Source organism: Chryseobacterium turcicum (assembly GCF_021010565.1).
Classification (GTDB): domain Bacteria; phylum Bacteroidota; class Bacteroidia; order Flavobacteriales; family Weeksellaceae; genus Chryseobacterium; species Chryseobacterium turcicum.
The window spans coordinates 503635-519136 of sequence record NZ_JAJNAY010000001.1; the positions used below are offsets into that span (position 1 = coordinate 503635).

12 protein-coding genes are annotated in these 15502 nt (G+C 34.2%); 11 read left to right on the forward strand and 1 reads right to left on the reverse strand.

Going from position 1 to position 15502, the window contains the following annotated elements; all coding sequences use genetic code 11:
- The first annotated feature begins 198 nt into the window (after positions 1 to 198).
- Together LO744_RS02455 and LO744_RS02460 are read left to right on the forward strand one after the other, a co-directional pair.
- Positions 199 to 1491: a phenylacetate--CoA ligase family protein gene (locus LO744_RS02455; RefSeq protein WP_230670462.1), complete on the forward strand. Its 1293-nt coding sequence runs from the start codon at positions 199 to 201 to the stop codon at positions 1489 to 1491.
- Positions 1492 to 1576: 85 nt separating this feature from the next.
- Positions 1577 to 2185: a hypothetical protein gene (locus tag LO744_RS02460; protein WP_230667023.1), complete on the forward strand. Its 609-nt coding sequence runs from the start codon at positions 1577 to 1579 to the stop codon at positions 2183 to 2185.
- A gap of 37 nt (positions 2186 to 2222) precedes the next feature.
- Here LO744_RS02460 and LO744_RS02465 read toward each other — a convergent pair whose 3' ends face one another.
- The gene (locus LO744_RS02465) at positions 2223 to 3467 is read right to left on the reverse strand and encodes an NAD(P)/FAD-dependent oxidoreductase (protein WP_230667024.1); all 1245 of its coding nucleotides are present in this window, start codon (positions 3465 to 3467) and stop codon (positions 2223 to 2225) included.
- An 85-nt stretch (positions 3468 to 3552) separates the two neighbouring features.
- Between LO744_RS02465 and LO744_RS02470 the strand changes: the two genes are divergently transcribed.
- From LO744_RS02470 to LO744_RS02510, 9 genes are all read left to right on the forward strand, one after another.
- Positions 3553 to 5070, forward strand: coding sequence for an HAL/PAL/TAL family ammonia-lyase (locus tag LO744_RS02470; protein ID WP_230667025.1), 1518 nt, complete (start codon positions 3553 to 3555; stop codon positions 5068 to 5070).
- Positions 5071 to 5153: 83 nt separating this feature from the next.
- Entirely contained in the window at positions 5154 to 5885 is a 732-nt protein-coding gene (fabG, locus tag LO744_RS02475) for a 3-oxoacyl-ACP reductase FabG (protein ID WP_230667026.1), read from the forward strand.
- 132 nt (positions 5886 to 6017) lie between these two features.
- Entirely contained in the window at positions 6018 to 7238 is a 1221-nt protein-coding gene (locus LO744_RS02480; RefSeq protein ID WP_230667027.1) for a beta-ketoacyl-[acyl-carrier-protein] synthase family protein, read from the forward strand.
- Between the two features lie 7 nt (positions 7239 to 7245).
- Positions 7246 to 7500, forward strand: coding sequence for an acyl carrier protein (locus LO744_RS02485; protein ID WP_230667028.1), 255 nt, complete (start codon positions 7246 to 7248; stop codon positions 7498 to 7500).
- A gap of 117 nt (positions 7501 to 7617) precedes the next feature.
- Complete coding sequence (locus LO744_RS02490; RefSeq protein WP_230667029.1) at positions 7618 to 8502, forward strand: LpxL/LpxP family acyltransferase; 885 nt, start codon at positions 7618 to 7620, stop codon at positions 8500 to 8502.
- 302 nt (positions 8503 to 8804) lie between these two features.
- Positions 8805 to 10343 carry a phytoene desaturase family protein gene (locus LO744_RS02495; RefSeq protein ID WP_230667030.1) on the forward strand — a complete coding sequence of 513 codons (1539 nt, stop codon included), beginning with the start codon at positions 8805 to 8807 and terminating at the stop codon, positions 10341 to 10343.
- 70 nt (positions 10344 to 10413) lie between these two features.
- The gene (locus tag LO744_RS02500; protein ID WP_230670465.1) at positions 10414 to 12090 is read left to right on the forward strand and encodes a C45 family autoproteolytic acyltransferase/hydolase; all 1677 of its coding nucleotides are present in this window, start codon (positions 10414 to 10416) and stop codon (positions 12088 to 12090) included.
- A gap of 237 nt (positions 12091 to 12327) precedes the next feature.
- Positions 12328 to 13419, forward strand: a complete 1092-nt coding sequence (locus LO744_RS02505; protein WP_230667031.1) for a hypothetical protein — start codon at positions 12328 to 12330, stop codon at positions 13417 to 13419.
- 26 nt (positions 13420 to 13445) lie between these two features.
- Positions 13446 to 15458: an FG-GAP-like repeat-containing protein gene (locus tag LO744_RS02510; RefSeq protein ID WP_230667032.1), complete on the forward strand. Its 2013-nt coding sequence runs from the start codon at positions 13446 to 13448 to the stop codon at positions 15456 to 15458.
- Positions 15459 to 15502 lie beyond the last annotated feature (44 nt).

The window sequence follows — 15502 nt, forward strand, 5'->3', positions numbered from 1 at the left end:
TATTTGGCTTTAGCCAAAACTTATTTTCTTTCGCCAGTTTTGCAGATGAAGCAGATTTATTAAAATATAATTGTTAGCAAAATCATCTGTGAAAATCTGTGGGAAACTATAAATCTAGGGAGCTTTTCATAGATTTTTAATTTTCTGAATGTCTCAATCTTTTCATTTTAATTAAATTTGTCTTCTAAATTTACACTATTGGAACTTTTCCCAACTATCGAGAAAGCAAACATTAACGATATAAAAATATTTCAGGAAGAAAAACTGAAGAGTTTACTGTGTTATCTTGAAGCTAATTCACCTTTTTATCAGAGATTGTTTAAAGAAAATAACATCAAGGTTTCTGATATTGAAACTTTGGAAGATTTACGGAAAATTCCAACGACTTCGAAAAATGATATTCAGCAAAATAATGATGATTTTTTCTGCATTCCACAAAATAAAATTGTTGACTATAGCACAACTTCCGGAACGCTTGGTGACCCTGTAACTTTCGGATTGTCTGATGATGACCTTGAAAGACTGGCTTATAACGAAGCGATTTCTTTTGCCTGCGCGGGAATTCAGGAAGGAGATGTCGTACAGATGATCACAACCATCGATAAAAGATTTATGGCTGGTCTGGCTTATTTTTTAGGATTGCGAAAAATGGGAGCAAGTGTTGTAAGGATGGGGCCTGGAATTCCCGAGCTTCAGTGGGATTCTATTTTTAGGTACAAACCAAAATATTTGATTACCGTTCCATCATTCTTATTAAAAATGATTGATTACGCCGAAAAACACGGAATTGATTATAAAAACTCAAGCGTTTACGGAGCCGTTTGTATTGGTGAAAGTATCAAAAACCAAGATTTTACAGATAATATTCTTTCACAAAAGATAAAGGAGAAGTGGAATATTCAATTATATTCCACTTATGCTTCTACAGAAATGAGTACGGCTTTTACAGAATGCGAATTTCAAAATGGAGGCCATCAACATCCTGAATTAATTATTACAGAAATTCTTGATGAAAATGAAAATCCTGTACAAGAAGGGAAAAGCGGAGAATTAACCATTACCACTTTGGGAGTTGAAGCATTGCCTTTGTTGAGATTTAAAACGGGAGATTTAGTGAAAGCGCATTACGAGTCTTGTCAATGCGGAAGAAATACAATGCGATTAGGTCCTGTTGTTGGGAGAAAGCAACAGATGATTAAATATAAAGGAACGACTTTGTATCCGCCTGCAATGAGTGATATTCTAAATGATTTTAATGGAATTCAATGTTATCAAATTGTTATTCAGTCGAATGAAATTGGATTGGATGAAATTATTATCAAGATTAGCACAGAAAGAGAAGACGACCATTTTGAAGGAGAAGTAAGAGATCATTTCAGAGCAAAATTAAGGGTAAGCCCAAAAATTGAAATTATCGATCTTGATATTTTATCTAAAACTGTTTTTAATCAGAATAGCCGAAAGCCGATTAATTTTTTAGATTTAAGATAAATTCAAATAAAAAGGAAATATTGTTAATTACTTAAAATTTTATTGACAGTGAACGCCTATCTTTGCCGGAAATTTTTTATAAATTATGAAAAAACTATTCCTGATGTTGTTTTTCGCAATTGCATCAACAACTTTTGCTCAGAACCAAATTAATTTTGTTTCCGGAAATAATTTTGATTTTTTGAAAGACCAAACTGAGGTAAATGTTCAGTTGAAATTTGATAACGCAACTTTTCAAGAAGGTAATTTAACTGAAGCTCAGTATATCGAAAATAAAAAAGGTGATATTTCTGGAAGAAAAGGTGAAAAAGTATGGAATAATTGGATTTACCAATGGGATAGATTCAAAACTTCAGAATATTTAGAATATTTTTTTAAAGGAATTAATGCTAAATCAAAAAAGGTGACTTTTGGAAATGGTAGCAAGGCAAAATATACCTTGATAATAGACGCAAAATGGGTTTATGCAGGTTGGTACGGTGGAATGATTGGCTCGCAAGAAGCAAAGCTTACCGCAGATTTACTATTTGTAGAAACAGATAATCCTTCTCATGTAGTTATGAAATTACAAGCAGATAAGATTCAAGGAAAAAAAATGAATAAAGATTTCTCTTGGGAATATGGTAGAATCGCTGCTGCATACGAGATTACAGGAAAAAAACTTGGAATCGAAATCAAAAAAGCTTTAAAATAAAACAAAAAGCGGTCTGAAGATTTTCAGACCGCTTTTTTTATGCTTGTTGCTTTTCTGCTTTTATAAAGTTGGCAAGGTTTACGACTGCCGTGTCGTGTATTCTCACAAAAGTATTTTTCTTATCCCAAACATAACCTGCTAAAACAGCACAGATTTTCCTTTTTACATCAGGATTTTCGGGTTGGTGAAAAAATAATTCCTGAAGATTTCCGGTGTACCATTCTTTTACATAGGTGGTGAAAACATTTACACCGTACAAAATATAGTCTGAATATTCTTTTTGCCAATCGATTTTCTCGCCATTCAATTGTCTGATGGCTAATTTTGCAGCCAACATTCCCGATTCTGTTGCGAAAGCCATTCCTGAAGAGAAAACAGGGTCTAGAAATTCTGAAGCATTTCCTGTTAAGGCAAAACCGTCTCCATAAAGACTTTTTACCGAACAAGAATAATCTTTTAAATGTCTTGGTTCAAAAAGAAATTCTACATCACCAAAACGTTTTACATAATAATCAGAAAGGGAAATTGCTTTTCTTAAAGCTTCTGTAGGATCTCCGTTTTCAGATAGTTTTTCGATATAATCAGTAGGGCCAACAATTCCTATACTGGTGTTTCCATTAGAAAAAGGAATTACCCAAAGCCAGACTTCAGTTTCTATAATGTCAAAAGAAATTAAAGTGCCTTCTTCACCTTCTTCTCTGTTAATATCTTCTACATGGGCGAACATTGCAGAGTGTGGAGATAATTTTGACGGTTTTTCAAGGTCTAAAAGTCTCGGTAAAACTCTTCCATAACCGCTGGAATCAATCACGAATTTTGCATGAATTTCTTTTGTGTTTCCGTTCTTGTCTTTTACAGTCGTAATAGAATCAGTTCCATTAAACTCGATTCCAATAACTTCGGTTTCAAATTCAAGATCAATGCCTTTGTTGATGACTTCCTGAGCTAGAGTATTGTCGAAATCAGCTCTTGGAACCTGCCATGTCCAGTCCCAACCATCTCCGAATTTGTTGCTGAAATCAAAAATACAGACCTCATTTCCTCTCATAAAACGTGCTCCCATTTTTTTTTCGAAGCCCATTTTATCTAAAGCAGGAAACAATCCGGCTTCATCAAAATGATCCATCACTCTGGGAATAAGGCTTTCGCCAACGACTAGTCTTGGGAATTTTGTTTTTTCAACAACTTTCACATTGATGTTGTTCTTCTTTAAATAAGCAGAAGATACACATCCGGAAGGTCCAGCTCCAATTACTAAAACATCAACAATTTCTTTGTCCATTTGTTTAATAAAACTTTTATCTTTGCGCAAAATTAGTGACAATTAATTACATTTTACAAAAATTATATATTATTACTTTTAATTGATGAAAATAAATAACTTTTTAGAACTGAGAGATTTTCAAAGAATTATTATTGAAAATGAAAGCATTGAATTGGATTCTTCACTTCTCCAGAGGGTGAATGAAAGCTTTTCTTTTCTTAAAGAATTTTCAAAAAACAAAGTAATTTATGGAGTAAATACAGGTTTTGGGCCGATGGCTCAGTTCAAAATCAGTGATGAAGACACCCACCAACTTCAGTACAATTTAATAAGAAGCCATTCTTCGGGTATTGGAAATCCGCTTCCTGCAGATGAGGTAAAAGCTTGTATGCTAGCAAGATTGAATACGTTATCATTAGGGAATTCTGGCGTTCATGAATCTGTAGTTAATTTGCTTAAAGAATTGATTAATAGAAATATTACGCCATTGATTTTCGAACATGGTGGCGTTGGTGCAAGTGGTGATTTAGTTCAGCTGGCGCACTTAGCTTTAGTTTTAATCGGTGAAGGTGAAGTTTTTTATAAAGGTGATAGGAAATCAACCAAAGAAGTTTTTGAAATTGAAGGTTTAGAGCCGATTCAGGTAGAAATAAGAGAAGGTTTAGCGTTAATGAACGGAACTTCTGTGATGACTGGAATTGGAATTGTAAATGCATATAAAGCCAATCAGTTAACTGAAATTTCATTAAAATTATCTTGTGCCATCAACGAAATTGTTCAGGCATATGATGACCATTTCTCAGAAGTGCTGAATGGAACGAAGCTTCACGCAGGTCAACAGAAAATTGCAGAAAAAATGCGTGCTCATTTATCTGATAGTACATTAATTAGAAAAAGAGCCGACCATTTATATACTCATTTTGAAGAGCAGGAAAAGGTTTTCAAAGAAAAAGTACAGGAATATTATTCTTTAAGATGTGTTCCGCAGATTTTAGGCCCGGTTTTAGATACTTTAGAATACACAGAAAAAGTATTAGAAAACGAAATCAACTCGGCAAACGATAATCCAATTATCAATGTGAAAGATCAGCATGTTTATCATGGCGGAAACTTCCACGGAGACTATATTTCTTTGGAAATGGATAAATTGAAAATCGTTGTTACGAAATTGACGATGTTGGCTGAAAGACAATTAAATTATCTTTTAAATTCAAAAATCAATGAAATTTTGCCTCCATTTGTGAATTTAGGTAAATTAGGATTTAATTTCGGAATGCAGGGCGTTCAGTTTACAGCAACTTCTACAACGGCAGAAAGCCAGATGTTGTCGAATCCGATGTATGTGCACAGTATTCCTAATAATAATGATAATCAGGATATTGTAAGCATGGGCACCAATGCTGCAGTGATTTGCAGAAAGGTAATCGAAAATGCTTTTGAAGTGTTGGCTATTGAAGCGATTACTATTGTTCAGGCAATAGAATATTTGGGTTACCAAGATAAAGTTTCATCTAAAACAAAAGAATTGTATGATGAAATTAGAAAAATTATTCCGGCATTTTCTAATGACATGATTATGTATCCATATATTCAGAATGTTAAAGATTATCTGAAAAAATAATATTAAAAGAAACCCGAAGGGTTCAATATTCATAGCCGTAGGTGGAACCTATGGAAACAAAAAATTAGTTTAAAAAAATACACATGAAATGTGCAATCATAACAGGTGGTTCTCGAGGTATCGGAAGAGCAATCTGTATAAAACTGGCAGAAGAGAAAAATTATCATATTTTAATTAATTATACATCAAACGAAGCTGCGGCAAAGGAAACTTTAGCTAAAGTGCAGGAATTGGGCTCAACAGGTGAAATCCTGAAATTTGATGTCGGAAACGCTGAAGAAACTTTAAAGGTTTTGGGAGAATGGCAGGAAAATAATCCAAGTTCAGTAGTTGAGGTTATCGTAAACAATGCAGGAATCACAAGAGACGGTTTGTTTATGTGGATGCCGAGTGAAGATTGGAACTCGGTGATTAATACGAGTTTAAATGGTTTTTATAACGTTACCAATTTCTTCATTCAAAAGTTGCTGAGAAATAAATACGGTAGAGTTATCAATATGGTTTCTGTTTCTGGGGTGAAAGGAACAGCAGGGCAAACCAATTATTCTGCTGCAAAAGGCGCTTTGGTCGGAGCTACAAAAGCTCTGGCTCAGGAAGTTGCAAAAAGAAATATTACGGTGAATGCAGTAGCGCCAGGTTTCATAAAAACAGATATGACTCAGGATTTTAATGAAGACGAATTGAAAGCAATGATTCCCGCAAACCGATTTGGTGAAGCGGAAGAAGTAGCGGATTTGGTTGCATTTTTAGCATCCAGAAAATCTTCGTATATCACGGGTGAAATTATTAATATTAACGGAGGAATTTACTCGTAATAATCTAACAATGTAATAATCTAACAATGTACCAATGAGATTCTTCACTTCGTTTAGAATGACAGAATTAATAATGGTCACATATATAAAATTGTTACACTGTTAAATTGATAAATTGTTACATTTTTTAACATGGAAAATAGGGTAGTCATTACCGGAATGGGAATTTATTCTTGCATCGGCACTTCTTTGGAAGAGGTGAAAGAATCCCTGTATCAAGGAAAGTCGGGAATTGTTTTAGTAGATGAAAGAAAAGACTTTGGTTTTAGATCGGGTCTCAGTGGAGTTGTTCCCAAACCTGATTTAAAGAATCTTTTAAACAGACGTCAACGTGTAAGCATGGGCGAGGAAAGCGAATATGCTTATTTAGCAACACTTGATGCCTTGAAACATGCCAATATCAATCAAGACTTTTTAGACCAAAACGAAGTCGGAATTTTATATGGAAATGACAGCGTTTCAAAAGCAGTTGTAGAGTCTATCGATATTGCAAGAGAAAAAAAAGATACGACTTTAATGGGTTCTGGTGCGATTTTTAAATCGATGAACTCAACCGTAACGATGAATCTTTCTACTATTTTTAAATTGCGCGGAATTAATTTAACCATCAGTGCCGCTTGTGCAAGCGGTTCTCATTCTTTGGGATTGGCTTATATGATGATTAAAAATGGTTTTCAGGACATGATTGTCTGTGGCGGTGCTCAGGAAACCAACAAATATTCAATGGCGAGTTTTGATGGTTTGGGTGTTTTTTCGGTAAGAGAAAGCGAGCCAGCAAAAGCATCAAGGCCTTTCGATTCTGAAAGAGACGGATTAATTCCAAGCGGTGGTGCCGCAACTTTAATTGTTGAAAGCCTTGAGTCTGCACAGAAAAGAGGTGCAACTATTTTAGGCGAGATTGTTGGTTACGGTTTTTCTTCAAACGGAGGACATATTTCTACTCCGAATGTTGATGGCCCGGCTTTAGCGATGAATCGAGCTTTGAAACTGTCTGGCTTAAACGCTGGAAATATTGATTATATCAATGCTCATGCAACATCAACACCACTTGGGGATGTGAATGAAGCAAAAGCTATTCACGAGATTTTTGGAAGCGAGGTGCCGGTAAGTTCTACAAAATCTATGACCGGTCACGAATGTTGGATGGCGGGTGCAAGTGAAGTAATCTATTCTATGTTGATGATGCAGAATGATTTTGTGGCTCCGAATATCAATTTAGAAAATCCTGATGAAGATGCCCAAAAGATAAATTTAATCTCCGAAACTAAAAATCAAAAAATTGACGTATTTTTGTCGAATTCTTTCGGATTTGGGGGAACCAATTCCGCATTAATCGTTAAAAAATTTGAATAAAGAAAACATGGAAAGAGAAAAAATTGTTGCCATTGCTAATGATTTTTTAATCAATGAATTTGAGGTAGATGGTGACGAAATCACTAATGATGCCCATTTCAAGAAAACTTTGGGTCTAGACAGTTTAGATTATATAGATTTGGTAGTCGTTATCGAATCTAATTTTGGTGTGAAATTGGGTGAAGGAGACTTTAAAGATATTATTACTTTTGACGATTTCTACTCGACAATAGAACATAAAATTGCTAACAAAAACGCATAACTATAGATTAAAATCTACTTTAAAAATGTAACAATTTATCAATTTAACAGTTTACCAATATTTTTTAAGCTTAATAATTGTTACACTATTAAATTGATACATTGTTAAATTGAATTTATGAACAAGTGGAAAGGCAAGTCTAAAGGCACAATCTTAGGTTACAGAATCTTTGTGTGGTGCATTAGAAATATCGGAATCCGAAGCTCTTATTTTGTTCTTTATTTTGTTGCCTTCTACTATTTTTTATTCGAAAAAAAGAGCAACAAATATTATAGATATTACTTCCAGAAAAGACTCAATTACGGTTTTTGGAAAACAAAAATCTCCTTATTTAAAAGTTATTTTACTTTCGGAACAATTCTGATTGATAAAACTGCTATTTCTGCAGGATTAAGAAACAAATATACCTACGAATTTGACGGAATAGAAAATCTTAGAAATCTTTTAGCTGAAAAAAAAGGCGGTGTTCTCATCAGTGCTCACATTGGAAATTTCGAAATTGCAGAGCATTTTTTTGCTGAGATAGACTTCGATTGTCAAATTAATTTAGTGACAACAGACCAGGAAGTTACCATTATCAAAGAATATCTCGAAAGTGTTTCTGTGAAGCAAAGCAATATCAAATTCATCTATGTAAAAGACGATATGTCGCATATTTTCGACATTAATGAAGCTTTGTCGAAAAACGAACTGATTTGTTTTACGGGCGATCGTTATTTCGAAGGTTCAAAATTTCTTGAAGGAGAGTTACTCGGAAAAAGTGCTAAATTTCCGGCAGGCCCTTTTATGATTGCTTCCAGATTGGGCGTTCCTGTTGTTTATGTTTACGTGATGAAAGAAAAAAATCTTCATTATCATTTGTATGCAAGAGTCGCTGAAAACGTCAAAAAACGTGATTCACAAGGACTTTTAAACTCTTACACTCAAAATTTAGAATCGATGATTCAAAAATACCCCCTTCAATGGTTCAATTATTTTGACTTTTGGGACGATATTGATTAATTTTTTTAGGGCAGCTATTTCCTCCTTCCGTTCCCGCTTTTTTGCTCGTCGCATCCTGAGCATTGCCGAAGGGCTCCTCGCAAAAAGAGCTCCACTCAAGTCGGGCTGCGACAATTCAGCGTTAAAAAAGCCTTGTCAAGGTTTTAAACCTTGACAAGGCTGATGATATACAATTTAATGTTTTAAAATTGCAAAATATTGCGTATTTTGCTGAGCAAAGCGCCCTTGCGAACGAAAAATGTTTTCAATACTTTTAAAGAAAAACTTTGCGACCTTTGCGTTAAATAAAACTAATATTTTCTTTGAAAAAAACATACGACATATTGATTATCGGCAGCGGAATAGGAGGTCTTGTTTCTGCGCTTATTTTGGCGAAAGAAGGCTTAAAAGTCTGCGTTTTAGAGAAAAATAATCAGTATGGCGGAAATTTACAGACATTTTCCCGTGATAAATTAATTTTCGACACCGGAGTTCATTATTTAGGCGGACTTTCAAAAGACCAGAATCTACACCAATTTTTTTCTTATCTGGAAATAATGAATGATTTGCAGCTCCAGAAAATGGATGAAAATGGTTATGATAAAATAACTTTCGGAGACGATGAAATTGAATATCCACACGCACAAGGTTACGATAACTTTGTAGAGCAACTATCTAATTATTTTCCGGAAGAGAAAGAAAATTTAAAAAATTATTGCGAAGAAATTCAACGTGTTTGTAATCAGTTTCCAAGGTATAATGTGATTGGAAAAGATAATTACAACGAAGAAATTCTTCATTTAAACACAAAAAGATTCATCGAGTCGATTACTCAGAATAGAAAACTGCAATCTGTTTTATTGAGTTCCAATTTTTTATATGCGGGAGATTCCGAAAATATTCCGTTTTACGTTCATGCTTTGACGGTAAATTCTTACATTCAAAGCGCTTACAAATGTGTAAAAGGAGGAAGCCAGATTTCAAAGCTTTTAATCCGAAAATTAAGAGAATATGGAGCCGATGTTCATAAACATTCGGAAGTTTCAGAATTTGTATTTAATGAAAAGAATGTCTTAAGTGCTGTAAAAACAAAATCGGGGAAAGAATATTTTGCAAAACAATTTATTTCAAATATTGAAATTCGGTCTTTAACTAAAATAATCGGTGAAGATAGACTGAAGAAATCTTTTTTAAACCGAATCTTAAGTTGGGAACCTGTTTCATCGTGTTTCAGTGTTTATTTGGCCTTAAAACCTCAAACAATTCCCAATTTCAATTATAATATTTACCACTATTCATCTGAAGAATTGGTTTGGAATGCTTATCGTTACGACAAAAAAGCGTGGCCCGAAACCTATATGCTTTCTTCCACGCTTTCAAAATATCATCCTGAGTTTGCAGAAAGCTTAACGGCCATTTCTTATATGGATTTTGAGGAAGTTAAAGCTTGGCAAACTACCGTAAATACGGTTGCTGAAGAACACGAAAGAGGAAAGCAATACGAAAAATTTAAGCTGGAAAAAGCAGAAAAAATGATTGATGCTTTAGAAAAGAAAATCCCGAATTTAAGAGATTCCATAAAAAATATTTATACGTCTTCTCCTTTGTCTTACCGAGATTATATTGGAAGTTTTGAAGGAAATATGTACGGTTACATTAAAAGTTCAGAAAACCCCTTGAAAACGATGGTTTCTCCCCGTACAAAAATAGATAATCTTTTTCTTACAGGGCAATCTGTTAATATGCACGGCATTTTGGGCTGTACAATCGGAGCATTTAATACCTGCGCAGAAATTTTAGGGAAAGAAAGAATTGATGAATGTTTGACACAAATGATTAATAAGAATAAAAGTGAAAAATAATATACAGTTTGTCATTCTGAAGGAAGCAAAACGCAGGGGAGAATTTCTGCTTTCTTTGTTTAAATTATTTATTTTTAATAATAAACAACCGTTTTTTTTCTTTTTAAACCTTATCCTCATTCTAAGTCTTAGTTCTTGCGGAATCAGAAAATCAATCAAACACATTCCGGATGTAGAACAATATGCTTTAGAAATCCCAAAAGTCAATACGATTAATGATTCTACTTTTAGTTTTAATCAAAATTATTTAACCAAAAATAAGCAACAGCTTTGGGAATTGTATGTCAAAGGGAATCCTTTGCAGTTAGGCTATAACAATGGTGCTTTAACGCAAAATTTATTGCAGAAACAGGAAGAGATTTTCTTTTCAAAAGTAGAAGGTTTCGTTCCTTCAAAATTCAAACAGAAATTATTGAGAGGCTTCATGAAATGGTACAACAGGAAAATGTATCTCAACGTAAGAGAAGATTTTCAGGCTGAATTATACGGTTTGTCTCAATATTCGTCAGATAAATATGATTTTATTGCTCCAAAATTCAGAAGAGCAATGTATTTGCACGGTGCGCACGATATTGGTCATGCAATGCAGGATTTGATGGTTGTTGGCTGTACTTCACTTGCCGTTTGGAACGAAAATTCGGAAGATGGTGATTTGTTGATTGGAAGAAATTTTGATTTCTATGTAGGTGATGAATTTGCTAAAAATAAATTAATAGAATTTGTAGAACCTGAAAAAGGAATTCCATACATGTCGGTAAGTTGGCCTGGAATGATTGGCGTGGTTTCAGGGATGAATAAAGAAGGAATTACAGTAACCATCAACGCCGGAAAATCTAGAATTCCTTTGACGGCGAAGACTCCAATTTCGTTTGTCACAAGAGAAATTTTACAATACGCGAGAACTATTGACGAAGCAATTGCGATTGCAAAAAAGCGAAAAGTTTTTGTTTCAGAATCTATTTTGGTAGGAAGCGCAAACGATAAAAACGCTGTGATTATTGAAGTTTCACCGGATAATTTTGGAGTTTATAAAGTAGAAAATTCGAGTGCCATTTTTTGTACCAATCATTTTCAATCTGATGCGTATAAAGATGATAAAAGAAACCAAAAGCAAATAGTAGAAAGTCATTCTGAATACCGCTACGAAAAGCTTCAAGAGCTTTTGCAAGAAAATAAAAAACTGAATCCCGAAAAAATGGCTTCTATTTTAAGAGATAAATCAGGTTTGAAAGATGAAAAGATTGGTTATGGCAATGAAAAAGCGATTAATCAGCTTTTGGCACATCATGCTGTTATTTTTTCGCCACAGAAAAAACTGGTTTGGGTTTCTTCAAATCCGTATCAGTTGGGAGAATTTGTCTGTTATGATTTAAATGAAATTTTCTCTGATAAAAGATTAAAAAATGGTGAATTTGCAAAGTCAGATTTAAATATCGCAAAAGACCCTTTCGTAGATTCTTTGGAATTTGAGAATTATGAAGAGTTTAAATTTGCCCATTCTGAAATACAAGATGCAATTGATTCGGATGATACGATTCTTACGGATGATTTCATTCCGCATTATCAGTCTTTGAATCCTGATTTTTGGTTGGTTTATTATCAGGCAGGGAAATATTATTTTAAACAAAAAGAATATTCAAAGGCAAGAACAGAATTTGAAAAAGCACTGACAAAAGAAATTACGACAATCCCCGACAAAGAAAATGTAGAAAAATATTTGAAGAAAGTGGACAAATATGTGAAATAAACCTTTTTTAGAACAAAATATTTTATTGAAATAGGGCTATGAGAAGAAATTCTTGTAGCTTTTTTAGTTTTAGTTAAATTATGTTTGTTGTCGTATTTTCTTCTGTTTTCAGTAAATTTTGTATTTTTTAATTTGTTTCATTGAATTATTCTAAATATAATTATTTGTTTTTTGTGAAAATGTTTGGTAGTGAATGTGTTAAATATTTATATTCGTTTTTCCAAAACTATTGAATTAATGAAGAAAATTTATTTTTTAATTTTATCTTTTTTGCTCCTTCTTTCTTGTAAAAATGATGAAAAAATGGAAGCCGTAGAAGCAGAAAGTCCGTTTGTGAACTTTAATATTGATGCGGTTCCCTATGCAAAACTGTCAACATATTCTTTTTTTACGGGAGATTTAAAAAACTTAAATCCATCAAAAAAAGTGATTCCTTATGAACCCGCAAGCTCGCTTTTTACAGATTATGCCCTAAAAAAGAGATTTATTTGGATGCCAGAATCTACGAAAGCAACTTATGCTTCAGATGACCAATCGTTAAATTTTCCTGTGGGAACAGTTTTAATTAAAAACTTTTATTACAATACTGTTCAACCCGGAAATACCACGAAAATCATTGAGACAAGATTAATGATTAAAAAAGCTAGCGGTTGGATATTTGCTGAATATTTGTGGAATGATGAGCAGACTGAGGCCAATTTGGTAACAGGAGCTGATTTTACAAGCGGAAGCTCAAAAAATGTTACATTTAAGAAAACGAATAATGATATTGTCACCACAGCATATAGAATTCCTTCAGAATCGGAATGTTATGCGTGCCATAAATTGGATAATCAACCGGTTCCAATTGGTGTGAAGCCTCAAAATCTTAATGTTTCCTATAATTATCCCAACGGACTCAAAAATCAATTACAGAAGCTTGTTGATGAAGGTTATTTGCAAAGTTATCCTTCAAATATCGTTTCTACAGTTGATTACAGAGATACCAGTAAACCGCTAGATATTCGATTGCGTTCATATGTTGATATCAATTGTGCACATTGTCATCAGGAAAAGGCTCGTTGTGATTATAGAGCGATACGACTGAGCTTTAATAAAACTGCCAATTTTGCAAATATGGGAGTTTGTGTAACTGCAGATGAGCCTATCGACCAATCTTTAGAAAGGATTATTACTCCGGGAAATCATAATAAATCGATAATGGATTATAGACTCAATTCTGTAGATGAAAGTATGAGAATGCCTTTATTGGGAAGAACGGTGGTACATGATGAAGGAGTAGAGCTTTTGAAACAATGGATTAATTCTTTGAATCAAAACTGTCCATAAAACTAAAACCAAACTAAAAAATAACCATGAAAAAAAAACTATCCTTTTTTGTTGTATTATTTAGTATAACATGGGGAAATGCACAATTAACCTGTGCTACAGCAGTAAATCTTACCCCCGGAACGCATACTGCTCCTACAATCACAGGTACACCTCTCACAACAGCATGTACGCTTGCGGGGATTGGAAATGCCGCATTATGGTACAAATATACAGCCACTCAAAATGGTAATATTACTGTTTCTACAGCTTTACCAGGACAAAATGTGGATACAAGACTTATCGTTTTTCAAGGAAATTGCGGAAGCCAGACCTGTGTGACTGCAAATGATGATTTTCTAGGCTTACCTTCTCAGGTTACTTTTACCGCAACAACCGGAACAACTTATTATATCACTTTTGATAGTAGGTGGACTAGTTCTGGGTTTAATTTTTCAATTGCTGAAACTATTCCTTTACCAAGTCGATTATCATTTACTCAACAGAATATAAATGCGCCAGGTATTTATAATCATTGTGTGGTAGACATGAATGGCGATTATTTGGATGATATTGTATCCGTGGTAAATAATACGCAGATTGTAATTGCATATCAACAGCCCGGAGGTACTTTTAATGAAGTATCATATACAATTCCTTATACTGACGTTTTGCCATATTGGAGTATTGCAGCCGGAGATTATGATAATAATGGGTTTAATGACCTAATCTATGGTTCGGGCAGTGGGATTGCTTTTGTAAAAGCCAATGCAACAGGAACGGGCTTCACCATAGACAGGAAGCCTCAATCTTTTCTTACGCAGCGTACCAATTTTGTAGATATTAATAAAGACGGAAAACTAGATGCTTTTGTCTGTGATGATAATGCTCCCAACAGATTCTATATGAATGACGGAACCAATATGAATCATAATCAGGGCGGTATGGGAGATTTTCCTTCAGGTGGTAATTATGGTTCCATTTGGGTTGATTATGATAATGATGGCGATATGGATTTATTTATCGCAAAATGCAGCGGTGGAGGTTCTGGGCCTGGTGGAAATATTGATGAGCTTCATCGAAATAACGGGAATGGCACTTTTACCAATGTTGCTGCAGCGGCTAATATGGCAAATCCTGTTCAGACTTGGTCTTCAGCTTGGGGAGATTTTAATAATGATGGCTGGATGGATGCTATTGTAGGGATGAATTCCACAGCGAATGGAGCCAGCAAGGTGATGAAAAATAACGGGGATGGAACCTTTTCAGATGTTTCTGTGGGCTCGGGTTATGATACTACAAATGGTTTAAGCAGAGAATATGTTGCCTATGATTTTGATAATGATGGGTTTTTGGATGTTTTAGGAGCCGGAAACAATATTATGTTCGGTGATGGGAATTTGCAATTTACTCCTAATGCAACAGCTTATAATTTGAATTACAACAACAGACCCGTTGGGGACCTTAACATTGATGGTTTTCTTGATATTCAGAATGGAAATAGCATTATGCTGAATGCTGGAAACACTAATAAATGGCTAAAAGTAACTTTGCAAGGAACGCAAAGCAACAGAAACGGAATTGGTGCAAGAGTGGAAATTTATGGTGCTTGGGGAAAACAGATTCGAGATGTACAAAGTGGGGTAGGATTCAGAAATATGAATACATTGAATACGCATTTCGGGATTGGTCAGGCTACTGCCATTACAAAAGTGGTGATAAAATGGCCTTCCGGATTGGTTGATATCATCGATAATGTTACGCCAAATACAACCCTTCACGTAATAGAAGGAGCCAGTTTAGGAACTAAGGAGGTAGAAGATACTCAAAACCTATTGACGGTATATCCAAATCCTGTTCTTGATATTCTTAATTTTAAATCTAACAAAAACTTTACTCCGGTTGATGCAAAAGTGTATGAACTTAGTGGGAAAATGGTTTTACAGACAAAAATTGAGAAAGAATCAATTTCTGTTAAACAATTAAGTTCGGGCAATTATGTATTGGTTTTAATCGATAAGAATGGAAAAACGTATTCTCAGAAAATAATTAAAAAATAAGATTCAATTGTAACTTTAAATTAATTCTGCAAAGTCGAAAGGCT